At 53.0% G+C, this 24,220-nt stretch carries 20 protein-coding genes and 1 riboswitch; of the genes, 16 read left to right on the top strand and 4 right to left on the bottom strand.

The window, feature by feature from the left end; translation table 11 throughout:
* The first annotated feature begins 8 nt into the window (after positions 1-8).
* The 8 genes from bcsA (at position 9) to oxyR (ending at position 12,907) form a co-directional block, all read left to right on the top strand.
* The gene (gene bcsA, locus MRY16398_RS04835; RefSeq protein WP_052249187.1) at positions 9-2,126 is read left to right on the top strand and encodes a UDP-forming cellulose synthase catalytic subunit; all 2,118 of its coding nucleotides are present in this window, start codon (positions 9-11) and stop codon (positions 2,124-2,126) included.
* Positions 2,116-4,449: a cellulose biosynthesis cyclic di-GMP-binding regulatory protein BcsB gene (locus MRY16398_RS04830; protein ID WP_125123916.1), complete on the top strand. Its 2,334-nt coding sequence runs from the start codon at positions 2,116-2,118 to the stop codon at positions 4,447-4,449. Before bcsA ends, MRY16398_RS04830 begins: the two co-directional genes overlap by 11 nt.
* Positions 4,442-8,155: a cellulose biosynthesis protein BcsC gene (locus MRY16398_RS04825; RefSeq protein WP_125123915.1), complete on the top strand. Its 3,714-nt coding sequence runs from the start codon at positions 4,442-4,444 to the stop codon at positions 8,153-8,155. Before MRY16398_RS04830 ends, MRY16398_RS04825 begins: the two co-directional genes overlap by 8 nt.
* Before the next feature lie 12 nt (positions 8,156-8,167).
* Entirely contained in the window at positions 8,168-8,629 is a 462-nt protein-coding gene (gene bcsD, locus MRY16398_RS04820) for a cellulose biosynthesis protein BcsD (protein WP_039077141.1), read from the top strand.
* A 48-nt stretch (positions 8,630-8,677) separates the two neighbouring features.
* Positions 8,678-9,637, top strand: a complete 960-nt coding sequence (locus MRY16398_RS04815; protein ID WP_108700682.1) for a GGDEF domain-containing protein — start codon at positions 8,678-8,680, stop codon at positions 9,635-9,637.
* 41 nt (positions 9,638-9,678) lie between these two features.
* The gene (galU, locus tag MRY16398_RS04810) at positions 9,679-10,599 is read left to right on the top strand and encodes a UTP--glucose-1-phosphate uridylyltransferase GalU (RefSeq protein WP_172600697.1); all 921 of its coding nucleotides are present in this window, start codon (positions 9,679-9,681) and stop codon (positions 10,597-10,599) included.
* Between the two features lie 71 nt (positions 10,600-10,670).
* Positions 10,671-11,681, top strand: a complete 1,011-nt coding sequence (locus MRY16398_RS04805; RefSeq protein ID WP_107223935.1) for a glycosyl hydrolase family 8 — start codon at positions 10,671-10,673, stop codon at positions 11,679-11,681.
* A gap of 311 nt (positions 11,682-11,992) precedes the next feature.
* Positions 11,993-12,907: a DNA-binding transcriptional regulator OxyR gene (gene oxyR, locus MRY16398_RS04800; protein WP_039077145.1), complete on the top strand. Its 915-nt coding sequence runs from the start codon at positions 11,993-11,995 to the stop codon at positions 12,905-12,907.
* Between the two features lie 12 nt (positions 12,908-12,919).
* Here the strand turns inward: oxyR and MRY16398_RS30450 are convergent, their stop codons facing one another.
* A complete protein-coding gene (locus MRY16398_RS30450) occupies positions 12,920-13,120 on the bottom strand; it encodes a hypothetical protein (RefSeq protein WP_145986166.1) in 201 nt (66 codons plus the stop codon).
* A 53-nt stretch (positions 13,121-13,173) separates the two neighbouring features.
* On the opposite strand from MRY16398_RS30450, the gene MRY16398_RS04795 reads away from it, so the two are divergent.
* Both MRY16398_RS04795 and MRY16398_RS31230 read left to right on the top strand, forming a co-directional pair.
* Positions 13,174-14,154 carry an IS5-like element ISKpn26 family transposase gene (locus tag MRY16398_RS04795; protein WP_000019441.1) on the top strand — a complete coding sequence of 327 codons (981 nt, stop codon included), beginning with the start codon at positions 13,174-13,176 and terminating at the stop codon, positions 14,152-14,154.
* Positions 14,136-14,381: a hypothetical protein gene (locus tag MRY16398_RS31230; protein ID WP_350354096.1), complete on the top strand. Its 246-nt coding sequence runs from the start codon at positions 14,136-14,138 to the stop codon at positions 14,379-14,381. Before MRY16398_RS04795 ends, MRY16398_RS31230 begins: the two co-directional genes overlap by 19 nt.
* Before the next feature lie 604 nt (positions 14,382-14,985).
* Here MRY16398_RS31230 and MRY16398_RS04790 read toward each other — a convergent pair.
* Positions 14,986-16,239 carry an enolase C-terminal domain-like protein gene (locus MRY16398_RS04790; RefSeq protein WP_039077147.1) on the bottom strand — a complete coding sequence of 418 codons (1,254 nt, stop codon included), beginning with the start codon at positions 16,237-16,239 and terminating at the stop codon, positions 14,986-14,988.
* A 337-nt stretch (positions 16,240-16,576) separates the two neighbouring features.
* Here MRY16398_RS04790 and MRY16398_RS04785 point away from each other — a divergent pair, with 337 nt between their 5' ends.
* From MRY16398_RS04785 to MRY16398_RS04770, 4 genes are all read left to right on the top strand, one after another.
* Complete coding sequence (locus tag MRY16398_RS04785; RefSeq protein WP_039077148.1) at positions 16,577-17,344, top strand: SDR family oxidoreductase; 768 nt, start codon at positions 16,577-16,579, stop codon at positions 17,342-17,344.
* 82 nt (positions 17,345-17,426) lie between these two features.
* Positions 17,427-18,788, top strand: a complete 1,362-nt coding sequence (locus MRY16398_RS04780; protein ID WP_039077149.1) for an MFS transporter — start codon at positions 17,427-17,429, stop codon at positions 18,786-18,788.
* Positions 18,757-19,848 carry an L-idonate 5-dehydrogenase gene (idnD, locus tag MRY16398_RS04775; protein ID WP_125123913.1) on the top strand — a complete coding sequence of 364 codons (1,092 nt, stop codon included), beginning with the start codon at positions 18,757-18,759 and terminating at the stop codon, positions 19,846-19,848. The genes MRY16398_RS04780 and idnD overlap by 32 nt, the downstream gene beginning before the upstream one ends.
* Positions 19,849-19,938: 90 nt before the next feature.
* Complete coding sequence (locus tag MRY16398_RS04770) at positions 19,939-20,655, top strand: FadR/GntR family transcriptional regulator (protein ID WP_039077150.1); 717 nt, start codon at positions 19,939-19,941, stop codon at positions 20,653-20,655.
* Between the two features lie 49 nt (positions 20,656-20,704).
* On the opposite strand, the gene MRY16398_RS04765 is transcribed toward MRY16398_RS04770, so the two are convergent.
* Positions 20,705-21,118 carry a hypothetical protein gene (locus MRY16398_RS04765; RefSeq protein ID WP_125123912.1) on the bottom strand — a complete coding sequence of 138 codons (414 nt, stop codon included), beginning with the start codon at positions 21,116-21,118 and terminating at the stop codon, positions 20,705-20,707.
* A gap of 266 nt (positions 21,119-21,384) precedes the next feature.
* Between MRY16398_RS04765 and gudD the strand changes: the two genes are divergently transcribed.
* Entirely contained in the window at positions 21,385-22,725 is a 1,341-nt protein-coding gene (gudD, locus tag MRY16398_RS04760) for a glucarate dehydratase (protein WP_125123911.1), read from the top strand.
* A gap of 48 nt (positions 22,726-22,773) precedes the next feature.
* On the opposite strand, the gene crcB is transcribed toward gudD, so the two are convergent.
* Entirely contained in the window at positions 22,774-23,148 is a 375-nt protein-coding gene (gene crcB / locus MRY16398_RS04755) for a fluoride efflux transporter CrcB (RefSeq protein WP_079497191.1), read from the bottom strand.
* An 80-nt stretch (positions 23,149-23,228) separates the two neighbouring features.
* A riboswitch (Fluoride riboswitch) is annotated at positions 23,229-23,298 on the bottom strand.
* A gap of 294 nt (positions 23,299-23,592) precedes the next feature.
* Between crcB and mntP the strand changes: the two genes are divergently transcribed.
* Entirely contained in the window at positions 23,593-24,165 is a 573-nt protein-coding gene (gene mntP / locus MRY16398_RS04750) for a manganese efflux pump MntP (protein ID WP_107223431.1), read from the top strand.
* Positions 24,166-24,220: the final 55 nt, after the last annotated feature.

Raw genomic sequence — 24,220 nt, 5'->3', positions numbered from 1 at the left:
TATTAAACATGCAAAAAATCATCGGAATTATTCTCACGCTGACGCTGCTTTTATTATCGTTGTTGGTGGTAGTCACCCCAATGAGCAGCGATAAACAATACCTTTTCGGCCTATCAGTGATTGTGGCCGTTTTTATTCTTGGTCGATTTAAAAGCAAAAAATCGGTCCTGGCTATGCTGGTATTTTCGCTGCTGATGTCCACACGTTATATCTGGTGGCGCGCAACGACGACGCTGCATTTCGACTCCACGCTGGAGATGGTACTCGGCGGTTTGCTTTTTGCGGCTGAAATCTATTCCTGGACTATTCTGGTGCTCGGCTATGTACAAATGGCCTGGCCGCTGGAGCGCCCCATTGCCCCGATGCCGAAAGATCACAATACCTGGCCGACCGTCGATATCTATGTGCCTTCATATAATGAAAGCCTCGACGTGGTTCGCGATACGGTGCTGGCGGCGCAGTGCATCGAATATCCACAGGATAAAGTGAAGGTCTATATTCTGGACGACGGCAAGCGGGATGAGTTCCGGGATTTCGCTGCGCAAGCAGGTGTAGGCTATCTGACTCGCCCGGATAACAGCCATGCGAAGGCCGGTAACCTCAACCACGCGATGACCCTCACCGAAGGTGAGCTTATCTGCGTATTCGACTGCGACCACGTGGCGACCCGCGTGTTCCTGCAGGCGACTGTAGGTGAGTTCTTCCGTGATGACAAACTGGCGCTAATTCAGACACCACACCACTTTTATTCCCCGGATCCGTTTGAACGTAACCTGACGGCAGCAAAGAAAGTGCCCCATGAAGGCGCACTCTTCTACGGCCCGGTTCAGCAGGGGAACGACAACTGGAATGCGACCTTCTTCTGCGGCTCCTGTGCAGTTATCCGGCGCTCCGCGCTGGAGGAAGTGGGCGGTTTTGCGGTCGAAACGGTCACCGAAGATGCTCATACCGCGCTGAAACTACAGCGTCGCGGCTGGAATACGGCGTTCCTTGATATCCCTCTGGCGGCAGGCCTGGCGACCGAACGTCTGGCGCTGCATGTGAACCAGCGTATCCGCTGGGCGCGCGGCATGACGCAGATTTTCCGTATCGATAATCCGCTGCTCGGGCGCGGCCTCAAGCTGACCCAGCGTTTGTGCTACCTCAATGCGATGCTGCACTTTCAGTATGGGTTGCCGCGAGTGGTATTCCTTACCTCACCGCTGGTCTTTATGCTGTTTAACCTGAACATTATCTCTTCGTCCGCGACGCTGATTTTCTCCTATGTGTTGCCGCACCTGGTGCTTTCCACCCTCGTGAACTCGCGCATCACAGGCAGGTATCGCTACGCGTTCTGGGGGGAAATCTATGAGACGGTGATGGCCTTCCATCTGATTCTCCCGACGCTGCTCAGCCTTATCTCACCGCGCCTTGGGAAATTTAACGTGACGGATAAAGGCGATCTGACCGATCGCGATTACTTTGATGCCTATACCGTGCGCCCGCTGATTATCACTGTGCTGCTGATGGTCGGCAGTATGATCTGGGTCGGCGTGCGTTATTACATGAATGACTACGCTGGCATCGACCCCCGCGTCATCCTTTTTAACATTGCCTGGGGCTGCTTTAGCACCATCATTTTATTGGCCTCAATCGCCGTGGCGAAAGAGAGTAAGCAGATCCGCAAAACGATCCGCATCTACGCCAGTCTGCCGACAAAAGTACTTTTCTCTGACGGCTCACACATGCTCACCCGCACCTTTGATATCTCCATGGGCGGTGCGCGCGTGGCGCTACAGAAAGGGGAAGACCTGCGCTACAAAGCCCCGGTACAGATTGAACTGGGGCTGGGGAATGAAATTGCCCATGTGCCGCTGCGTGCCGCTGGCGTGGGAAACAACGATATTCGCGTAGAGTTCGACAACCTGCCCCTCAACGAACGCCGCAAACTGGTACGCGTAGTGCTCTCTCGCGCCGATGCCTGGTACAAACCGCCCCATGCCCCGGACCGCCCGCTGGCCTCTTTTGCAGGCATTTTGCAGTGTGTATGGGAACTGTTCTTTGGCCGTAAAAAAAGCGGTGCAACGGTGAAATGCAAAATGGCCACCGTGGCGAAAAACCAGGAAGAGGTTAAACATGCGCTGTAATCCTCTGCTGTTAGCCACGGTCTTGCTGTGTGGCACCAGCGGTATCGCCTGGGCGGCACTGTCGACCAACAATGAAGCTCTGCCGGAACTGCCACCGCTGCAAGGGGTAAAAAGCACTCAGGCAACCCCCGCTGCGGTTGTCGCCGCCGCGCCAAATGCCAGCAATCAGAACATCTCCAGTTCGTTGAGCTTTGGCGATATGGGGGCCGCAGGCGGCCTGACCCTTTCCGGCCAACAGTTGCAGAATGGCGTGAGTTTTACGCTGCCGGGCGATCTGGTGATTACCGATGCAAATATCAGTCTGAATGTGGAGGTGAACCGCACGGATGTGCCAGGCGAAAACCTGCAACTGATGCTTAACGGGCAACCTCTGGGTGCCATTCCGCTCGATCAGGTCCAGCAGGAGAAAGGCTTCTGGAATCTGGATGTTCCGGCATCAATGATTGCCTCGGGTAATAACCTGAGTTTCCAGTTAAAAACCAGCGACGACATTATCAATAATGGCTGGAGCTGTCAGCGCACGCTGCCGGAAGATTACCGCGTGACGTTAACACCAACATCGACGCTCAATTATCAGGGGCTGTGGCTGAACGTGCGCAAAACGCTCAGCACCTTCCCTCGCCCGTTCTTTGATACGAAGCAGACTAAAGATCAGGCGCTGAGCATCGCCTTTTCCACCAGCCCCGACGCGGATGTCCTTACCGCAGCCGCCATTGTCACCTCACACTTTGGCGTGATGAGTGCCGGTAAGCCCAGCCGTTTCGATGTGCAGTACAACACGTTGCCTGCGGGTAACGGTATTTTACTGGGCAAACCTGGCGATCATATCGGTGAGGTGACCCTCGGCGAAAACCCAGGGGCGGCGTTGCAGGTGATTGATAACCCGCTGAACCCGGCTTACAAGCTGCTGGTGATAAGCGGCCACAACGAGACAGAACTGCGCCAGGCCGCCTGGCGTCTTACCCAACCGGCCCTGCCAGACAGCGACACTCTGCAAGTGACGGCGGTAAAAATGACGCAACGTAGCGAATACGACGCCCCACGCTGGGTCAACACCAGCCATCCGGTTGCGCTTCGCAGCTTACAGGCTGATGACGGCAGTCTGGTGGCGCACGGTGTCTGGCATGGGGAAAACCAGCTCCCCTTCGTCACAGCGCCGGATCTGTTTATGTGGGATGGCAATGCCGTACCGCTGCGTCTCACTTACAGTTTTGCGCAGAAAGTCTGGATCGATGACAGCAACTCGTTCCTCAATGTCAGCCTGAACGGTGAGTTCCTTAAGCGCCTGCCGGTGAGCAAAGACGGCATTTTCGCACCGGTAATGAATATGCTCGGTCTGACCCTGCGCCAACAAAGCGCGGTGGTGAATATTGACCCACGCGCCATTCTCGGTAGTAACCAACTGGGTTTCTGGTTTGGTATCAAGCCGCAGAAAAATGCCCCCTGTAATGCGCTGGGCGATGACAACGTTCAGAGCCGCATTGATGGCAACTCAACGCTGGATTTCTCCCATTCGTGGCACTTTGGGCAGTTGCCAAATCTGAACTGGTTCAGCAATGCCATGTTCCCATTCACCCGCAACGCTGACCTGGCGAACACCAGTGTTCTGATGTCTGCGCACCCGAACCTGGAAGAGACCTCTGTGCTACTGAACCTGATGGCGAAATCCGGGCGTGATACGGGTGTTAGCGCCAGCTACCTGCATCTGTTCACCGGAATGCCGCAACAGGAGAGCGGGCAGCAACAGTTAGCCAGTAGCGACGTGCTCGCCATTGGCAGCCTGCGTAATGGTGAACTGCTCAAACCACTGTTACAGGGCAGCGCCTTCTCACTTAATGAAAACACGCTAGAAGTGAGTACCGCCAGCGTCTTAAGCCGCCTGACATCACTGTTCAGCGGCGAGCAGGCACGGACAGATATCGATGCCGCAAGTTACCTCAGCGACACCAGCCAGTGGCGTGGCCTGGTGAGCGTTCGTTCGCCCTGGAACGCCGGGCGTGTGGTGGTGATTGCCACCGGCACTGACGATCATCAGTTGCAGCAACTGCCGGATGATATGACGAAACCGACGTTTAAAAACAATGCGAACGGCGATTTTGTGGCGACCGGAGATGCTGGCGATGTGCGTAGCTGGCGCGTTGGCGAGCAATTTACCCGCGGCGACCTGCCGGGTTATCTGATGATTTTGTGGTTCGCCAGCCAACACATTTTCTGGCTGTCGCTTCTCGCGTGCCTGATTGCCGCTATTGCCAGCCCCATGTTGTACCGCACGTTGAAGCGACACGCTCAGCAACGCCTGCAGGATAAGACCGAACATGAATAAGCGTATTATTGGCAAACCACTGACGCACGCCTTTTACCTGCTGTGTCTGATTGGCACGAGCCACCCGGCATCTGCCGCCGACACAACGGATGCCAGCCAGAGCGCCAATGATGCGGCGGTAAAAAAACTGCTGACCCAGGCAAGCTACTGGCACAGTAAAGCACATGATGATATGGCGCTCGAAGCGCTGCAAAAAGTGCTGGCAGTGGATGAGCACAACGTCGACGCGATGTACCTGACGGCGCTTTATCAGCTCCAGCGGGGTAACACCCAGCAGGCAGACATCTGGCGCAAAAAAATGGCTGAGATAGCCCCGCAGGACCCGCGCCTGTCGGCGCTGAACAGTGCCAACTCGATGCAGTCCATTTCACCCTCTCAGCTCAATGCGGCGCGTAACCTGGCACAGCACGGGCAAACCAAAGAGGCGGTTGCAGCCTATCGCGCGCTGTTTAAAGGCAACCCGCCGGATGAACTCGCGCTGGAGTATTACCAGACGATGGCGGGCGACAGCGCCACCTGGCCAGAAGGGGTGGCCGCCCTGCGTCAGCGCGTGAAAATGATGCCGGATGACAACGCCAGCAAGCAGGCGCTGGCGATGGCGCTGACCTGGCAGCAAGAGACCCGTCGCGAAGGGATAGCACAACTGTCGGCCATCGCCGCAGATGACAAAAGCGCCGATAAAGCGCTGCAACAGGCGCTGCTGTGGCTGGAACCTAAAGCATCGGATCTGCCCGTTTATACCAGTTATGCTCAGCGTCACCCGGAAGATAACGCGCCGATGGATCACTACCGCAAGAGCGTGGAAGGGGATGCGACCAAATCCGGTTTTGATGCGTTGAACAGCGGCGATCTCGACTCAGCGAAGGACAAATTCGCCCAGGTTTTGCAGGGGCAGGCCAGCAATGGCAACGCGCTCGCCGGAATGGGCTATGTGGCGCTGCGCCAGAGCCGCTTTGCGGATGCCCAAAAGTATCTGCGCCGCGCATCACAGGAAAATAGCAACAACGAGAACAGCCTGCAGTGGGCGAAGGATGCCGACAATGCGCGGTTCTACGCCTCGCTAAACGAGGCCCGCAGCCTGAATCAGAAAGGACGCTATGCCGACGCACTCGCCAGCCTGGATACCAGCGCCAGCAGCGACTCCCGCCAGCGTCAGGCAGCAGATATGCTACGCGCCGACATCTTGCGCCGTCAGGGTAAACCAGCGGAATCGGAGCAGGTCTACCGCCAGTTGCTGGCGGATAACCCGCAAAATACCGATGTCCGCACCGGCCTGATGTGGGTACTGCGTCAGCAAAACAAACAGACCGAAGCCGAGCAGATCCTACGCACGCTGCCCGCCAGTCTGCGAACCCGCTACGCCACCTTTGGCGATAACGGTGATGACGAGCGTAAAGCCGCGCAGGCTGCATTGCAGTCGGGTAATGGCTCGAAAGCCATGCAGATCCTGCAGGCTGCCTGCGGCAAATACCCGCAAAACGTCTGGCTGCAACTCGATTATGCCCGTCAGTTGCGTAAAGCCGGGCAGAAACAGCAGGCCGCCACGCTGATGGCAAGCGTGGCGCAACATGCCGACAAGCGTAATGAAGCGCTGTATGCCGCCGCGGTATATGCCGCCGAGGATAACGACTGGTCGAAAAGCCAGAGTCTCCTTTTGCAGGTCCCACGTGTGACATTCAGCGCTGACATGACGGCGCTCAACAGCCGCGTCCAGAGCAACCTGCAAATGGATATCGCCCAGAACTATCTGCGTCAGGGTAATACACAGGCCGCCCGCAACTCCCTGCGATCGCTGGAACGTACGCCGCCGCAAACGCCTGTCGATCTTGGCCGTTACGCTCAGTTGATGATGCAGGCCGGGGATACGCCGCTTGCCCTGCAACTGGTTCGTGAAAACCAGGCTCAGGGGCTGCATGGGACCCTGGCCGACTATGCCGGGCAAATCCGCGTGCTGAACCAGGCCGGACGCTTTGCGGAAGCAGAAAGCGTGCTTAACTCGCCGGTGCTGCAAAACAGCGCCAGCCAGCAAGAGATCGACAATATTCGTATCGCCAGCGTCATTGCCCGCGCCGACCGGTTACGCGAAAAAGGCAAACCCGATGCCGCCTGGAACCTGGTGATGCCCGCCCTGCGCGCCAACCCGGCTAATACCGATTTGTTACTGGCGATGGCGCGGGTGTATCAGTCCGATCATATGGACGATAAAGCCGATGAGATTTACACGTTCGTGCTGCGCAAATCGCCACGCGACAAGCAGGCGTTAACCGGGATCGTCAACCTGGCGCTGGCACGTAATGACCATGATGCCGCCCGCCGTGCGTTTAGCGTGCTGGAACCATCGCAGGATGCGGATTACATGATGCTGGCCGCGAGAGTGGCAGCCGCAAACGGTGAAAATCAACGGGCAATGTCGCTGTTGCGTACCGCACAGTGGCGTCTGCAACAGGGTACAGAGGAAGATGAAAGCGACGTGATAAGCGACGTGGTCTCCCTCCCCTCCCCCACGCAGCAGGCACAACAGACCGCAATGACCAGCATTAATAACATGATGCAGGATCTACAGGACAAGACCGCGACCTGGACAGGTGGCGGTGTGTCACTGCGCACCCGTAGCGGTGAGTCTGGCCTTGGCGCACTGGACGAGGTGAAAGCGCCGCTAACGATTTCCGGCACGATAACCGATAGCGCCCGTCTGAGCCTGAACGTCTCGCCGGTCTCATTGAATGCCGGAGAGATGTCCGGCAACTCGGCAAACCGCTTTGGTTCGGGTCAGATCACGCATGCCACCAAACTGGCTGCCGCCGCAAGTACAACCACGACCACCACATCAACCGATGCGGACGCCCAGAGCGGCCAACAGGCAAACGGTATGGAGACCAACCTGAGCCTGACCGGCGACAGCTACAAACTGGATATCGGCAATACGCCAACCGGCGGTGAGTTCACCCGCCTAGTCGGCGGTGTCGAGTGGATGCCGAAACTGTCGCGCAACAGCTCACTCGATTTGAAAGCTGAGCGCCGTGCGGTCACCGATAGCCTGCTCTCGTATGTCGGTGCGAAAGATAAAACCACCGGCGAAAGCTGGGGGGCGGTCACCCGTAACGGCGTCTCGGCCCAGTACGCGTGGGATAACGATCTTGTGGGTTTATATGCCCGTCTGGGCTTTGATACCTGGATTGGCGAAAACGTGCCAACCAACCACTCGGTCAACGCGCTGGCAGGCAGCTATTTACGCCTGTTCCGCACCACAGAAAGCGAACTCAAGATGGGCGTCAACGTCAATTACATGGACTTTGACCGCAACCTGAGTAACTACAGCCTCGGTCAGGGCGGCTATTTCAGTCCGCAAAACTATATGGCGGTCTCGCTGCCCGTCACCCTGACACGCAAGATAGATAAATGGGACCTGACGCTGAATGGCGCGGTGGGGTATCAATCCTGGCGACAGGATCAGAGTGACTACTTCCCCGGCCACAGCAGTTTGCAGTCACAACTGAATAGCCTGGCCAGTACCGTCGACAACGTGGATTCGGTGTACAAAGCCTCCGCGAAAAACGGTGTGGGCTATACGTTGGGCGTCGACGCACGCTATCGCCTGAGCGACAACGTGGCGCTCGGCGCCAACCTGGGATATGACACTTTCGGCAGTTATAACGAAGGTAAAGCGTTGTTTTATTTTAAATATTTTGTCGACCAAAACAAATAACCCGTGGGATGAATGATGTTTAGTAACCAAGACACCTATTTGCAACGCAACTATCAGGCAGGCTGGCATGACCTGGTGTATCTGTTTTTCAATGAGTTTTCAGACGGGCAGTCGGATAAAGACCCGGAAGCGCTGAGACGTATTGGACAGATGATGGCCCAGTGGTATCCCATCGATCGTGCCACTACGGTGAGCGAACTGGAGAGCAGCATCAACCGCGTACTGGAGCTGTTTAACTGGGGATTCGTCAAGATGGCCCCGGCACAGCGTGAACTTATTCTGATGCATTGCGCCTGGCCGCACGCGCCGGAGCATCGCGATGAAGCGGGCTGGCGCCGCGCCAGTGCTACCGTACTGGAAGGGGCCTATTCGCAGTGGCTGGTTTCTCAGGGGGCGGGTAACCATGTTCCGGTTCGCTGGAAAGATAACGCCACCGAAGATGTATTGATTTTCCGTTACGCCATCAGCGAATAACGCCGCAAAGGCATTTCCATCCTGAACAGAGACAGTCAGGTGACCATTATGTTGAATGAAATTATTGTTGCTGGAAAAAAACTCGAGCTCGAAGATGTTCACTTTATGGAGGAAAATGCCTTTGTTTCACTGGTCTTTGATACCGCCGGGCGTATTATTTTTGCCAATCGCTATTTCTGCCAGTTAAGCGGTTTTAGTAGTGATGAAATTAAGGGCAAAGTATTATTCCAGGCCACGGATGAAGCATCATTCTCGTCAGTACTCACGGCGATAAATATTATCCTGCTTACTGGTGAAACCTGGCACGGTGAAATTTATCAGCCAACAAAGAATGGCGAACAACTATGGATTGATGCCCGATTAACGCCGCGCAAAGATGAACAGGGCGAAGTGTTCGCCTTCGTGATGCTGGGCTTTGATATTACGCGGCATATGACCATACGCGAGAAGTTACACTATCGCGCGCACAATGACGCCCTGACCAGGACATTGAATCGACAAGGCTATTTTATCCGTAGCCGCAAAAAAATCCGTGCCGCCAGAGCGCATGGCGCCCACACATTCGTGGCGATTCTTGATCTGGATAACTTCAAAAATATCAATGACGATCTGGGACATGCTGCCGGCGATGAGGTGCTGCGCTGCTTTATTAGCCGGGTGAAAAACTGTATTTCGCAAGATACCCTGTTAGGTCGACTTGGGGGAGATGAATTTGCCCTGACCTTTATCGAAGGTATTGATGAGCCCGACGGACGACAATTATTACAGCACATTGTCGAGGAAACTCGCCAGCCCATGACCATAACCTCTCAGGCTCAGCCGGTCGGGTTATCGGTCAGTATTGGCGTAGCCAGATATCCCGAACATGGGCCAAATTTTTCATCGGTATTAAAAGCCGCCGACACCGCGCTTTATAAAGTTAAAGCACAAGGCGGAGACGATTTTATTAATTATCAGGTGACCGGAGTAACCGAGCCTGGCGGAATTATCAGTACCCTCGAGTGCTGATATTTAAGTTCACACAAAAACAGAGTTTGTCTCCAGAGGAAATAAGAATGTTAAAGGCTGTCATCCCGGTCGCAGGCCTCGGTACGCGTATGCTGCCCGCCACCAAAGCTATCCCCAAAGAGATGTTACCCGTGGTGGATAAGCCACTGATCCAGTATATCGTGCAGGAGTGTTATGCCAGCGGTGTCCGGGAAATCGTGCTGGTGACCCACTCCTCAAAGAATGCTATCGAAAACCATTTCGATACCTCCTTTGAGCTGGAGTCTCTTCTGGAATCACGTGTGAAAAACCAACTGCTGGAAGAAGTAAGAACCATTTGCCCGGCAGGTATGAAGATTATGCATGTCCGTCAGGGGCATTCGAAAGGTCTGGGTCACGCCGTGCTGTGTGCTGAATCGCTGATAGGCGACAACGATTTTATCGTGGTCCTGCCGGATGTGCTCATTGACGACAGCCGGTGCAACATCGCACAGGACAATCTTGCCGCGATGATCAACCGCTTCACCAGCACCGGCGCGAGCCAGCTAATGATTGAGCGCGTGGCACATGAAGATGTCTCGCGTTATGGCGTGGTCGACTGTGGCGGTTACAACCTGCCAGAAGGTGGCTTTGGCCTTGTGCGTGGCATGGTGGAGAAACCTAAAGTGGCGGATGCGCCGTCGGATATGGCCGTTGTGGGGCGCTATGCGTTGTCGAAGGCCATCTGGCCGCTGTTGCACAAAACTCCTGTCGGGGCAGGCGGTGAAATTCAGTTAACCGATGCCATTGCCATGCTGCTTGAGCAATCCCCGGTTGAAGCTTACTGCCTGACCGGTAAATCCCATGACTGTGGCGATAAAATTGGCTACATGAAAGCCTTTGTTGAGTACGGTTTGCGACATGGCGCGACCGGCGAAACTTTCCGCCACTGGCTGCGTGATGAGCTTGTGCTGGCCCGCGCTGAGGCCGAAGCCGCACTGTAATTCGTTCCACAACCGGTAACGCCGTAGATCTTTTCTTTCACGGGTAGCCTCATTCAATAACAGGAAATCTCATGTTAAGAACTGCCTGGTTAATGACCTGTTTATCCCTTTCATTAGCCATTATGTCATTCTCAACACAGGCGCAGGATAATAACTGGACGCTGTTTAAGCATAATTATCTCAACGAAGATGGCCGCATTGTTGATCATGAGAATGGGGATATCAGCCACTCTGAGGGGCAGGGTTATGGCATGTTACTGGCGGTAATGAATAACGACCCGGCGACGTTCGAACAAGTGTGGCGCTGGACGCGCAACACGCTGCTTCGACCGTCGCTTTGGCTTTTCGCCTGGCGCTATGATCCCATCGAAAAGCGAGTGACCGATGAAAATAACGCCAGCGATGGCGATACGTTAATCGCCTGGGCATTATTACTGGCCGGGAAAAAATGGCATGACCAAAGTTATCTCACCGCCTCGGAGAATATTCAGGACGCACTAATCAACTGCCTGATTATTGAGCAGGACAACCAGACATTACTTTTGCCTGGCTTATCAGGGTTCACCCGCGATGAAGGTTACGTGATTAATCCTTCATATTTTATCTTTCCGGCGTGGGAAAGTTTCTGGCAGCAACGACACAATGATATTTGGTTAAAACTCAGTAAATCGAGCGTTGCATTACTCGGCAAAGCCCGTTTTGGAAAAACTCAGTTACCCAGCGACTGGATTTTTGTCAAAAATGGTGGTGAAGTCGAGCCTGCCGATAACTGGCCCGCCCGATTCAGTTATGATGCCATCCGTATCCCGCTTTATTTAAGTTTGAGCGAGACACAGCCGCACTCAATGGACAACTTTCGGCATTTCTGGGCAAATTACAGCCGCAACGCTACCCCCGCCTGGGTGGATGTTTCCGGTGACGGGCAGGCGAATTATGACATGTCCGGTGGTATTCTGGCGGTGCGTGATTTAACGATGGGCGATTATCAACGAATGGATAAATCCCTGCATCCGGGAGAAGGTTATTATTTATCCGCTCTGCATATGCTTTCGTTATTCGCCGCGTCATTAAAAGGGTATTAAACCTGTTTTGGCAATTTGCCGCACTCCCTCGCGACAGGCACGAGGGCAGCATTAGATTCTGGCAGGACGCCTCAAAGAATAAACACTTATCGACCAGGAAAGCGCCTGTGCTGGTCGATGCGTTGTGTGGCGATCCGGGTGGCAAGACAAAGGCCAACCGCTAACGAATAATAAAAAAACAATCACATCTCATGTGCAGGCATGAGGGAGAGACTTAATGGCAAAGTTGAAAATAATAAGATGTCATATGCAAATCACAGGGGTGTTTGTACGTCCACAACAGAGTGGGAATCTGCGGGCCGGGGAAATCAATGAACATCCGTAACCTTGAATATCTTGTCGCACTGGCAAAATACCGCCATTTTCAGCGCGCAGCGGAAGCATGTAATGTCAGCCAGCCGACGTTAAGTGCCCAATTGCGTAAGCTTGAAAACGAACTGGGCCTGCAACTGCTGGAGCGCACCACCCGAAAAATCCGCTTCACACAGACGGGATTGCGCCTGGTCGAACAGACCCAGGTCGTACTCCGGGAAATTGAAGCGCTGAAAAATATGGCCAGCAGCAGCTATCATCAGAGTCTGTCGCAAACGCTGGATATCGGCATTATTCCAACCCTGGCGCCTTACATGTTTTCCCACATGAACGCCGTGTGCCACGAGAATTTCCCGGAGATCGAGCTGGAAATTCATGAGGCGCAAACCAACCAATTGCTGAATATGCTGGAGTCAGACGCCATAAAATGCGCCATTATGACGTCCAATAAAGACACCAGCAAATACGTGGAACTGCCTTTATTTGATGAGCCTTTAATGCTCGGCGTCAGTCACCAACACCCCTGGGCGCGTCTTAATGATATTAATATGGGGCATCTGAAAAACAGTAAAATTCTGATGATTGATGATGGCAACTGCCTGCACAGCCAGGTGCTGCGTTATTGCTATCAGTTTGAGCTGGAACCCGATACGCGCTTCGTGGCAATGCACCTGGAGACATTACGTCGCGGTGTGGCATTCAACCGCGGCGTCTCCTTCTTCCCGCTGCTGTCCACCCAGCATGGTAATAATGAGAACATTAAATATCTGCGCTGTATCGCGCCGGAACCAAAACGCAAAGTGGTGCTGATTTTTCATCGCAGCGATCCGATGCGTAAGAAATACGAAATACTGCGCAACGCAATTGCACGATATATGGAACGCTACTTTATCGATTTCAATGTGATGGCGTAGCAGAACTCAGCATTATGGATGCTGACACATATCGCCGTGTTCCCGATTCTCTTCGCGACAATCATGCGCCCGCATGGTTGTCGCTTTTTCCATTAGCCCCTGCATAATCTGCTCCGGCAATACCACTCCGCGATGGTACAACTCTTCAATATTTAACCAGACCGTCACCAACAGAATGGTGTAATCCGCAACCGCTAAGGAAGGTGCGAACAAGTTCCTGATATGAGATCATCATATTCATCCGGAGCGCATCCCAGAGGGACATCATGAGCCATCAACTCACCTTCGCCGATAGTGAATTCAGCACTAAGCGCCGTCAGACCCGAAAAGAGATTTTCCTCTCCCGCATGGAGCAGATTCTGCCATGGCAGAATATGACCGCTGTCATCGAGCCGTTTTATCCCAAGGCGGGCAATGGCCGACGGCCCTATCCGCTGGAGACCATGCTGCGTATTCACTGCATGCAGCATTGGTACAACCTGAGCGACGGTGCCATGGAAGATGCCCTGTACGAAATCGCCTCCATGCGCCTGTTTGCCCGATTATCCCTGGATAGCGCCCTGCCGGATCGCACCACCATCATGAATTTCCGCCACCTGCTCGAGCAGCATCAACTGGCCCGTCAATTGTTCAAGACCATCAATCGCTGGCTGGCCGAAGCAGGCGTCATGATGACCCAAGGCACTTTGGTGGATGCCACCATCATTGAGGCACCCAGCTCTACCAAGAACAAAGAGCAGCAACGCGATCCGGAGATGCATCAGACCAAGAAAGGCAATCAGTGGCACTTTGGCATGAAGGCCCACATTGGTGTCGATGCCAAGAGTGGCCTGACCCACAGCCTAGTCACCACCGCGGCCAACGAGCATGACCTCAATCAGCTGGGTAATCTGCTTCATGGAGAGGAGCAATTTGTCTCAGCCGATGCCGGCTACCAAGGAGCGCCACAGCGCGAGGAGCTGGCCGAGGTGGATGTGGACTGGCTGATCGCCGAGCGTCCCGGCAAGGTAAAAACCTTGAAGCAGCATCCGCGCAAGAACAAAACGGCCATCAACATCGAATACATGAAAGCCAGCATCCGTGCCAAGGTGGAGCACCCGTTTCGCATCATCAAGCGGCAGTTCGGCTTCGTGAAAGCCAGATACAAGGGGCTGCTGAAAAACGATAACCAACTGGCGATGTTATTCACCCTGGCCAACCTGTTTCGGGTGGACCAAATGATACGTCAGTGGGAGAGATCTCAGTAAAAACCGGAAATAACGCCAGAAATGGTGGAAAAAATAGCCTAAATAGGCTGATTCGATGTGTTTGCGGGAAAAAAATCGGCCCAGATCCGCGAAATTTTAATCAGCGAGTCAGCTTGGGAAGAAATGACCTGCTTATTCGCACCTTCCCTAAGGGTGCCTGCTGCGAAGCGATAAACGGCAGACGTGCGCTAAGCCGGGCAAAATGTTCAGTGCTGACCTCATCCTGATAATAAGGCCGTGATAAAAGTTGATAGAGCTCGCTCTCATCGCCAGCGGCTACCCAGGACAGCCGCACCGCAATAGTTTTTACAAATGGCGGAACCAGGACATTTTCATCGGATAGCGGATCCAGATGTAAAGGGTGGCCTTGACTTTGCGGTTCAGCTTTCATCGTTTCCTCGATACCGGGTGTAATTATCCGTGGTCATTCTTATATTCATCGACCTGCCCGGGAATTTCTTTAGTGTTTTATATAAAATAGATAATAATTGCGTAATGATCCATGCTCATTTTCCTAAAACACGAATAAAAACCAATAAAAGCAAAAGCTTAAATACTGATCAATTATTGATAAAATCGTTCTAAGTTTCCTCTATTTATATACGGCGTTTATTAAAGTGCCGATTATTCCGTTTTTAATAGGCAAACAAGGGAGATTGAAGGACTTATTTTAAAAAGGTGGCGTAAGAAAATTCCCATTTCGGGAATAATGATAAAGGAAATGTGATGGAGAAAGTGCCGGACATCAAACACAGTTTATGGAACTGATGGACAGGGACAGCAGCCAGGAGGGGGTATTAAGCCCGACAGTGTGTGCCGGGCGGCTGTCATTTACGGTCTTGAGGACGTACCGTCAGGGGTACGCGCCATCGTCCAGGAAGGTATTCCCCCCTCGCATGGATATTTCGCCGCTTTGGCTTCGTCAATGTCGATACCCAGACCCGGCTTGTCGTTCAGGTAGGCATAGCCGTGATCGATCTCCGGACATCCCGGGAAGACATCACGCAACGCGTCATTCATGGGGGTGTATTCCTGAATACCAAAGTTCGGCGAGCTCAAATCAAGGTGCATGTTGGCGCAAACCCCGACCGGAGAAATGTCGCCCGGCCCATGCCATGCGGTACGCACACCGTTCAGTTCACTGTAGACGGCGAGCTTCTTCGCTGGCGTAATGCCGCCGATGGTGCTCACGTGGCAGCGAATGTAATCGATCAGTTTGTTATCGATAAGCGGCTTCCACTCATTCACATTCACAAACAACTCACCCATGGAAATGGGGGTAGAAGACTGCTGACGCAGCATTTTCAGCCAGTCAATGTTTTCCGGCGCCACCGGATCTTCAAGATAAAAGAGCTGATACTGTTCGAGCGTTTTGGCCAGATTAATGGCGGTCACCGGGGTCACGCGCTCATGCACGTCATGAATAAATTCGATACCAAAACCGAGCTTGTTACGCAGGTGGTCGAACAGACGTGGAACGCTTTTCGCGTAGGCATCAGGATCAAAATAGATACCGGGCGTTTTGCTGCGCGGAGAACGCTTCGGCTGAATGTTCTTCGCGCGAGCCAATTGCGTGGCGATCAGTTTGAGGTCATCGGTCCCCGCGCCGCCATACATCCCCATCTGGCAGCGAACATACTGGTAGCCCTCTTCCATTCTGGCGCGGATATTATCTTCCACTTCCACTTCATCGCCACCGTCAGTGTGACAATACAGTGGGATCCCATCACGGCATTTTCCGCCCAGCAGATCATAAACCGGCATCCCCGCCAGCTTACCTTTGATATCCCACAACGCCATGTCCACACCGGACAACGCATTGTTCATAACAGGGCCATTGCGCCAGTAGCCGCTCACCGCGCCCGATTGCCAGATATCCTCAATACGCGTTGGATCTTTGCCAATCAGGAATGGCGCCATGTACTCATCGATCGCGCTTTTTACCGCGAAGATACGTTGGGTAAATGTTGCACATCCCAACCCATATAGCCCCGGCTCGTTGGTCTCAACCTTAACAACCGCCAAATCAATGCCACCTGGCGCCGTCAGAATCGTTTTCACGTTGGTGATTTTCAGATTACTCACTTTCACTCCTCAACTCAGCGAATTTACCGCATGTCATACCGTTGTGGATGACATGACGCATATTTGTAAGTTGTCCTACAACTTGGCATTGTTATATCACGCTTCTTTTACAGAGGAACATTGTGAGTTCCATTCTGTGACAGCGATCAAATCGCATTTAGTAGAATGCAAATAAATAATTTAAATTCAATTATTTAATATCATTTAAACGATCGTCATACGGAACTGTTTGTGATCCTTGTTGCAAATTTATAGGTGAACTGTTGATTTTATCAGGGTGAAAATTCAACCTCTAAAAAGATAGTCGTCATACAAATTAAACGAGAGAGGAAACAACATGACCGCTTTATTTGATTTAACCGGGAAAACGGCACTGGTAACGGGCTCTGCGCGTGGACTGGGCTTTGCCTACGCAGAGGGCCTTGCCGCTGCGGGCGCGCGGGTTATCCTCAATGATATTCGCGACACGCTGCTTGCCGAATCCGTGGATACGCTGACAAGCAAAGGCTACGACGCACACGGTGTGGCTTTCGACGTCACCGATGAACAGGCCATTGAGGCGGCTTTTAGCAAGCTCGATGCAGAAGGGATCAGCGTTGATATCCTGATCAATAATGCCGGTATTCAGTACCGCAAACCGATGGTCGAACTGGAACTGGAAAACTGGCAAAAGGTGATCGACACCAACCTCACCAGCGCTTTTCTGGTCTCCCGCGCAGCAGCAAAACGGATGATTGCGCGCAACAGCGGCGGTAAAATCATTAATATCGGTTCGCTCACCAGCCAGGCGGCCCGCCCTACCGTTGCCCCGTACACGGCGGCAAAAGGTGGCATCAAAATGCTCACCTGCTCGATGGCCGCAGAATGGGCGCAGTTTAATATCCAGACCAATGCCATTGGGCCCGGCTACATCCTTACCGACATGAACACCGCGCTTATCGAAGACAAGCAGTTCGACAGTTGGGTGAAAAGCAGCAACCCTTCTCAGCGTTGGGGTCGTCCGGAAGAGCTCATCGGCACCGCCGTCTTCTTATCATCCAAAGCATCAGATTATATCAACGGGCAAATTATTTACGTCGATGGTGGCTGGCTCGCAGTGTTGTAAGTCGCCCGTACTCTACCTACTCGCCTTTAAAATTGACGGCATGTGTTCACCCGATGCATGCCGATATAACACAGGTATTATTATGAAGGCTTCAAGACAACGACTCTTTATTCTCACATTGCTGTTTATTGTGACTGCAATTAATTATATGGATCGCGCCAACCTTGCCGTTGCTGGTTCGAATATCCAGAATGATTTCAGTCTGACGCCAACACAACTGGGATTGCTTTTCTCCATGTTTACCTGGGCCTATGCTGCCAGTCAAATCCCGGTCGGCTATGTCCTTGATCGCATTGGTTCTCGTATTCTTTATGGAGGTGCGATTATTCTTTGGAGTATTTTTACTTTTATGATGGGGTTCGCCTCACACCATTTATTCGCAACGGCAACCGCTTCATTTGCGATGCTTCTGGCCTGCCGTGCATTAATTGGTGTTGCCGAAGCGCCCTCCTTTCCCTCTAACACAAAAATCATCGCCACCTGGTTCCCGGACCATGAGCGTGCGCGTGCAACCGCAATTTATTCCAGTGCGCAATATCTTGGTCTCGCACTGCTGACCCCTGCCCTCGCCTTTATTGTGGCTAGCTACGGTTGGGAAATGTCGTTTTATCTGTCCGGTGGCGCAGGGATTCTGTTTGGCATCTACTGGCTTATATATTATCGCGATCCACAGCACAGCACTGCTGTGAACCAGGCCGAACTGGATTACATCAAAGCGGGCGGTGGCTATGGCTCAGCCAACCAGTCTGCGGTTAGCGAGAAAATTAGCTGGCAAGACATTAAATTCTTCCTCAGTAAAAAAACGATTTGGGGTCTGTTCATCACCCAGTTTGCCTGCTCGTCTACGCTCTATTTTTTCCTGACCTGGTTTATTGTTTACCTGGAAAAAGGGCTGCACCTCTCTATTTCCAAAGCCGGTATTGGTGCCATGCTGCCCTATATTATGGCGATGTTTGGTGTGCTCTGTGGCGGTACGTTAAGCGACATGCTACTGAAAAAAGGAAAATCCCGAACACTGGCACGGAAATTACCCGTTATGGCTGGCCTGTGCGTCACCATGATTATTGGTCTGGTGAACTTCTTTGAAAACCAGCCGGTTATTGCAATTGTGATTCTTTCGGTCGCGTTCTTCGCTAACGCTTTCTCAAACCTGGGTTGGGTAGTCTGGAGCGATGTGATTCCCCGTAATTTCCTCGGCACCATGGGAGGATTTTTAAATATTTGCGGCAACCTTTCTGGGATTGTTAGCCCAATTGTTATTGGGGTTATTCTCCAGCGCACGCAAAACTTCCAGTATGCCATGTGGTATATCGCAGGCGTCGCCGGGCTGGGCTTATTAGCCTACATCTTCCTGGTGGGCAAAATTGAAGTCATTCTGCCTGAAAAAAAGAATGCCAACACCGTGGATAAGAATGCCATTAATCCGGCAACTGCCAACAAATAATGAGGTCATTATCAAAATGGAAAAAATAACCTGTAACGCCTGTCTGGCCCATGCGGAAAAAGACATACGCTTTGAATCACGTGAAATCGAACACGGTGAACATGACGTAGTCGTTAAAGTCGCCTGTGGCGGTATCTGTGGCTCTGATATTCACTACTATCAGCATGGACGGGCGGGAATGTCTGTCCTCAAACATCCGATGGTGATTGGCCATGAGTTTGTCGGCGTGATTAGCAAAGTGCCCGCAAACAGCGAATTGAAAGTGGGTCAGACGGTTGCGGTGAACCCGTCCTGCCCCTGCAATCAGTGCGAGATGTGCCTTTCCGGCCATCAAAACCTGTGTGGCTCCATGCGTTTTATGGGCAGCGCGCAGTTTAATCCGCACGTGAATGGCGGCTTTTCTGAATATGCGGTGGTAAAACCGGAGCAATGTATTCCTTACGATAGCCGCGTGCCCGCAAACGTGATGGCCTTTTCGGAACCGCTGGCGGTCGCCATTCATGCAGTAAAAAAGGCGGGCCAGTTAACCGGCAAACGCGTTCTCGTGATTGGCGCAGGTCCCATTGGTTGTCTGATCCTCGCGGCGGCGCGCAGTGCCGGAGCATCTGAACTGGTGGCTTCCGATCTCAGCCCGCGCTGCCTGGAGCTGGCCCGCCAGATGGGGGCCACGGCGGTGATGGATCCGCGCGATGAAGAACAGGTTGTCCGTTATCAGCAGCATAAAGGCTATTTTGACGTCGTGTTTGAGGCCTCCGGCGCGCCGATCGCCGTGGCATCCACCGTCGATTTCACCCGCCCTGCAGGTACGATTGTCCAGGTAGGCATGGGGGCCAGCCCGGTAAGCTGGCCGGTATCGCCGATGCTGGTTAAAGAACTCAACTGGGTCGGTTCATTCCGCTTTATCGGTGAGTTCATCACCGCGGTACGCTGGCTGGAAGATGGGCGCGTCGATCCTCGCCCGCTTATCAGCGCCGAGTTTCCCCCCCAACAAATTGAAGACGCGTTGATTACCGCCACAGACAAAAATGTCTCTGCTAAGGTACTCATTCGTTTCGATTAACGGTGAGAAGCGCCCGGCCGGGCGCTTTGTTCTTAAAAGTGAATTGTTATACAATAAATCACTTCAGCAACACCTTAACGGACACCCATCTTGAGCATAAAATCCATTCAAAAACAGAATGTTGTAAATGAAATTTATGATCAGATAAGCGCAAAACTGCTGGATGGCAGTTGGGCGCCGGGTAGCCGTTTGCCTTCAGAAGCGGAGCTGACCACTTCATTTAATGTCAGCCGGGTCAGCGTACGCAGCGCGGTTCAGCGCTTTCGCGATCTTGGGATTGTGGTGACACGCCAGGGTAGTGGCAGTTACGTGAGCGAAAATTTCACCCCGCAAATGTTGAGTAACGATCCGCGCCCAATCATGCACCTCAGCCGCGAAGAGTTTCACGATATGATGATTTTCCGTCAGACCGTGGAGTTCAAATGCGTGGAGCTCGCGGTCACACACGCGACTGATGACGACATCCGCCAGCTTGAAGAAGCGCTTAATAATATGCTGATCAACAAGGGCGACTACAAAAAGTACTCGGCAGCGGACTACGAGTTCCATCTTGCGATTGTCAGGGCATCACACAACAGCGTGTTTTATAACGTGATGAACTCTATTAAAGATATCTATTACTACTATCTTGAAGAGCTTAACCGTGCGCTGGGGATCACTCTAGAAAGTGTGGAAGCCCATATCAAAGTTTATATGTCGATCAAAAACCGCGATGCCACCACGGCGGTTGAAGTTCTTAACGAGGCGATGTCAGAAAATATTACTGCTATCGAAAAGATCAAATCGACGGACAGCGCTAAGAAATAGATAAGGCTCGCCAGTAGCAGTCGCGAGGTGAAAGGGATTACCGGGTAGACTACCGCTCCCCATGTATACCTTTCCGGGCAACCAGCCTCCCAAAACGAAAAATTCGTGACTCCTTTCGCATTTGTTTTCCAAAATGGCAGCTTTTATAAGCCCTGCTATTTTGGCCATGTACACGGCGGGAAAGCTCTGCTTTCAGATTTTCATCAAGAAGATAACCCAAAGCATCTATGACCATTTGTGAATGACCTGAGGGGCTCACCAGCGCCTGTTTTAACGCAAATGTTACTTTGGCGTTGTATTTCGTGAATACCGTCGCGCTAAACTGGGCAAATGACAGAAAAACACCTTTATTCCAGGGTAGAAAAACAGGCAAAAGCACAGCGAAAAAGCGCATAAAAATACCTATAATTTGGTTAATTTGCCGATGTTTTACGGCAAATTTTATCCCCTCAACCACGTTCATTTTCAGTTATTTTCCTGCCTGCACATGATCACATTTTAATGACGCCACATAGTTTGAAAAATAACATAACCCTTTAATAATTAAAGAATTACTTCATTTTTATTGATTCAATTATTGAATTAATAAAGCACTCATTCAGTCTGTTTTTGTTGGAATGAAAGTCATAGAATCCTGGCAACACGCAATTCAGCGCCACGTTTTATATCCATGGCAGATGACCGTTTATGACGTCGGTATTCGGTTACCATCTATCCGCAGGAGGAATTATGTCAGGCCAGTCTTCTACTCCAGTCGTAACATCCGTCAAAGTGATCCCGGTCGCCGGGCATGACAGCATGCTGATGAACCTGAGCGGTGCGCATGCGCCGTTCTTCACCCGTAACATCGTTATCATCACCGACAACGCCGGCAACACCGGCGTCGGCGAAGTCCCCGGCGGCGAAAAAATCCGCCAGACTCTGGAAGACGCGACGCCGCTGATTGTCGGCAAAACCCTCGGCGCCTACAAAAATGTCCTCAATGAGGTGCGCAGCGCCTTTGCTGACCGTGACGCCGCGGGCCGCGGCCTGCAGACTTTTGACCTGCGCACCACCATCCACGTGGTTACCGCCATTGAAGCCGCGATGCTCGACCTGCTGGGCAAACACCTGGGCGTCAACGTCGCCTCCCTGCTTGGTGACGGCCAGCAGCGCAGCGAAGTGGAAATGCTCGGCTACCTGTTTTTCGTCGGCAACCGTAAGGCGACGCCGCTGCCCTATCAGAGCCAGCCGGATGACAAATGCGACTGGTACCGCCTGCGTCATGACGAGGCGATGACCCCGGATGCCGTGGTGCGTCTGGCGGAAGCCGCGTATGAAAAATACGGCTTCAATGACTTCAAACTGAAAGGCGGCGTGCTGGCCGGTGAAGAAGAAGCGGAATCCATTGTCGCCCTGGCGAAGCGCTTCCCGCAGGCCCGCGTCACCCTCGACCCGAACGGCGCCTGGTCCCTGAACGAAGCCATCAGCATCGGTAAGTACCTGAAAGGCTCGCTGGCCTATGCGGAAGACCCGTGTGGCGCGGAGCAGGGCTTCTCCGGGCGTGAAGTGATGGCGGAGTTCCGCCGTGCCACCGGCCTGCCGACCGCCACCAACATGATTGCCACCGACTGGCGTCAGATGGGGCACACGCTGTCGCTGCAGTCGGTGGATATCCCGCTGGCGGACCCGCACTTCTGGACCATGCAGGGCTCCGTGCGTGTGGCGCAGATGTGCCACGAGTTTGGCCTGACCTGGGGCTCCCACTCCAACAACCACTTCGACATCTCGCTGGCGATGTTCACCCACGTGGCGGCCGCGGCGCCGGGTAAAATCACCGCCATCGACACCCACTGGATCTGGCAGGAAGGCAACCAGCGTCTGACCCGAGAGCCGTTTGAGATTAAAGGCGGGATGGTGCAGGTGCCGACAACGCCGGGTCTGGGCGTGGAGCTGGATGTGGATCAGGTGATGAAGGCGCACGAGCTGTATCAGAAACACGGTCTGGGCGCGCGCGACGATGCAATGGGGATGCAGTACCTTATCCCCGGCTGGACGTTCGACAACAAACGTCCTTGCATGGTGCGTTAATCCATAGTGATTCATACAAGGCCCGCAGGCGTAAACCTGCGGGCTTTTTTACAGCATGTTGATGACAAAGAAGCCCAGTGCGGTCATCAACAATGAGCCAAACACATGCACCATCACCGACGTGATGGCCCACAGATAATTGCCCATCTGTAGCTGGGAAAAAATTTCCACTGAAAACGTTGAAAACGTGGTCATTCCCCCGCACAGCCCGGTGGTAATCAGTAATCGCCAGGTCGGATCCAGATGTGGCTGTCGCGTAAAGAACGCCAGCGCCCCGCCAATAATAAACCCGCCAGTCAGGTTCACCAGCAACGTGCCAGGCGGTAGATTCGGAAAGAGCGCATTCAGGCGCACTGAGAGCAGCCAGCGGATCACGCAGCCAGCCGAACCACCGACAATGACGGCAATGAGAGATTTCAGCATGTTTTCCTCAACAACAATAAAAGTGTCCGAGGCATGCAGGAGGGAAAAAGATAAGCGCCCGACATGCCTCCATTAAAAGAGTCATACCAGGCGTCATCAGCTTCGCTGGGAAGCGGTTGGGTAAGGTGGAACGCCATCACCTTGCATGCATTGTTCAACGTTTTTTGCCGGGAGGCAAGAAAGGAACATTCACATCCCGAATACATCCACATAAACGCAGCGGCACGACATCACAAGCTTACGTCACGTCAGCCCAGCGCAACGCCTTCATTCTGCAACGATAAAACCAAACATAGCCAGTGCAATAAAACATAGCCAATACTATATATTATTGATTTATAAGATGTTTTTTGCATTTATGATATTTACATGGCAGCATGACACTCTCTGATATTTGATGCATTTGACCCGTTTCGACACAGACGGGTATTGAAAGGTACGCACATGAGTTTCTACGCACTCCTCATTCTGGCATTTGGGATGTCTATGGATGCCTTCGCGGCATCCATCGGTAAAGGGGCGGCACTTTATCGCCCGCCGCTGAGAGAAGCGCTGCGCACTGGCATCATCTTTGGCGTGGTCGAAGCCATCACTCCGGTGATTGGCTGGGGGATTGGCCTGGCCGCCAGCCAGTATGTTCTGCGCTGGGATCACTGGATTGCCTTTGCTCTGCTGATGCTGCTCGGCGTCCGTATGGTAGTTGAGGGGATAAAAAAAGACGGGCAGGAACCGGTAAATGCGCCCAGACGGCACGGCTTTTGGTTACTGGTCACCACCGCTATCGCCACCAGCCTGGACGCAATGGCTGTCGGCGTAGGGCTGGCTTTTCTGGAGGTGAACATTGTCACCACCGCCTTGCTGATAGGTCTCGCCACCACCATTATGGCCACGACAGGGATGCTGCTGGGCCGTTTTCTGGGTGCCGCGATGGGTAAATGGGCCGAAGTGATGGGTGGCGTAGTGCTGATCGGCATCGGCTGCACCATTTTGCTGGAACATCTGGCAGTCTTTGCCTGACCTCTGTCGCAAAGGTGGCGTAGAAGGATAGCGCCCCTTGCGGCAGATGACCTTC

Origin of the sequence: Phytobacter sp. MRY16-398 (assembly GCF_003925915.1) — a bacterium.
GTDB lineage: Bacteria > Pseudomonadota > Gammaproteobacteria > Enterobacterales > Enterobacteriaceae > Phytobacter > Phytobacter diazotrophicus.
The sequence above is the reverse complement of the archived record's forward strand: the minus strand, read 5'-3'. Positions and strand labels throughout refer to the sequence as shown.

What these genes read in the sequence shown, in the direction of transcription:
- MRY16398_RS04825 (WP_125123915.1), top strand. Translation starts at nt 4,442, where the DNA reads ATGAATAAGCGTATTATTGGCAAACCACTGACGCACGCCTTTTACCTG.
- MRY16398_RS04780 (WP_039077149.1), top strand. Translation starts at nt 17,427, where the DNA reads ATGAAGGCTTCAAGACAACGACTCTTTATTCTCACATTGCTGTTTATT.
- MRY16398_RS04795 (WP_000019441.1), top strand. Translation starts at nt 13,174, where the DNA reads ATGAGCCATCAACTCACCTTCGCCGATAGTGAATTCAGCACTAAGCGC.
- bcsD (WP_039077141.1), top strand. Translation starts at nt 8,168, where the DNA reads ATGATGTTTAGTAACCAAGACACCTATTTGCAACGCAACTATCAGGCA.
- MRY16398_RS04830 (WP_125123916.1), top strand. Translation starts at nt 2,116, where the DNA reads ATGCGCTGTAATCCTCTGCTGTTAGCCACGGTCTTGCTGTGTGGCACC.
- crcB (WP_079497191.1), bottom strand. Translation starts at nt 23,148, where the DNA reads ATGCTGAAATCTCTCATTGCCGTCATTGTCGGTGGTTCGGCTGGCTGC.
- MRY16398_RS04785 (WP_039077148.1), top strand. Translation starts at nt 16,577, where the DNA reads ATGACCGCTTTATTTGATTTAACCGGGAAAACGGCACTGGTAACGGGC.
- idnD (WP_125123913.1), top strand. Translation starts at nt 18,757, where the DNA reads ATGCCATTAATCCGGCAACTGCCAACAAATAATGAGGTCATTATCAAA.
- gudD (WP_125123911.1), top strand. Translation starts at nt 21,385, where the DNA reads ATGTCAGGCCAGTCTTCTACTCCAGTCGTAACATCCGTCAAAGTGATC.
- oxyR (WP_039077145.1), top strand. Translation starts at nt 11,993, where the DNA reads ATGAACATCCGTAACCTTGAATATCTTGTCGCACTGGCAAAATACCGC.
- mntP (WP_107223431.1), top strand. Translation starts at nt 23,593, where the DNA reads ATGAGTTTCTACGCACTCCTCATTCTGGCATTTGGGATGTCTATGGAT.
- bcsA (WP_052249187.1), top strand. Translation starts at nt 9, where the DNA reads ATGCAAAAAATCATCGGAATTATTCTCACGCTGACGCTGCTTTTATTA.
- MRY16398_RS04815 (WP_108700682.1), top strand. Translation starts at nt 8,678, where the DNA reads ATGTTGAATGAAATTATTGTTGCTGGAAAAAAACTCGAGCTCGAAGAT.
- MRY16398_RS04765 (WP_125123912.1), bottom strand. Translation starts at nt 21,118, where the DNA reads ATGAACGTGGTTGAGGGGATAAAATTTGCCGTAAAACATCGGCAAATT.
- MRY16398_RS04805 (WP_107223935.1), top strand. Translation starts at nt 10,671, where the DNA reads ATGTTAAGAACTGCCTGGTTAATGACCTGTTTATCCCTTTCATTAGCC.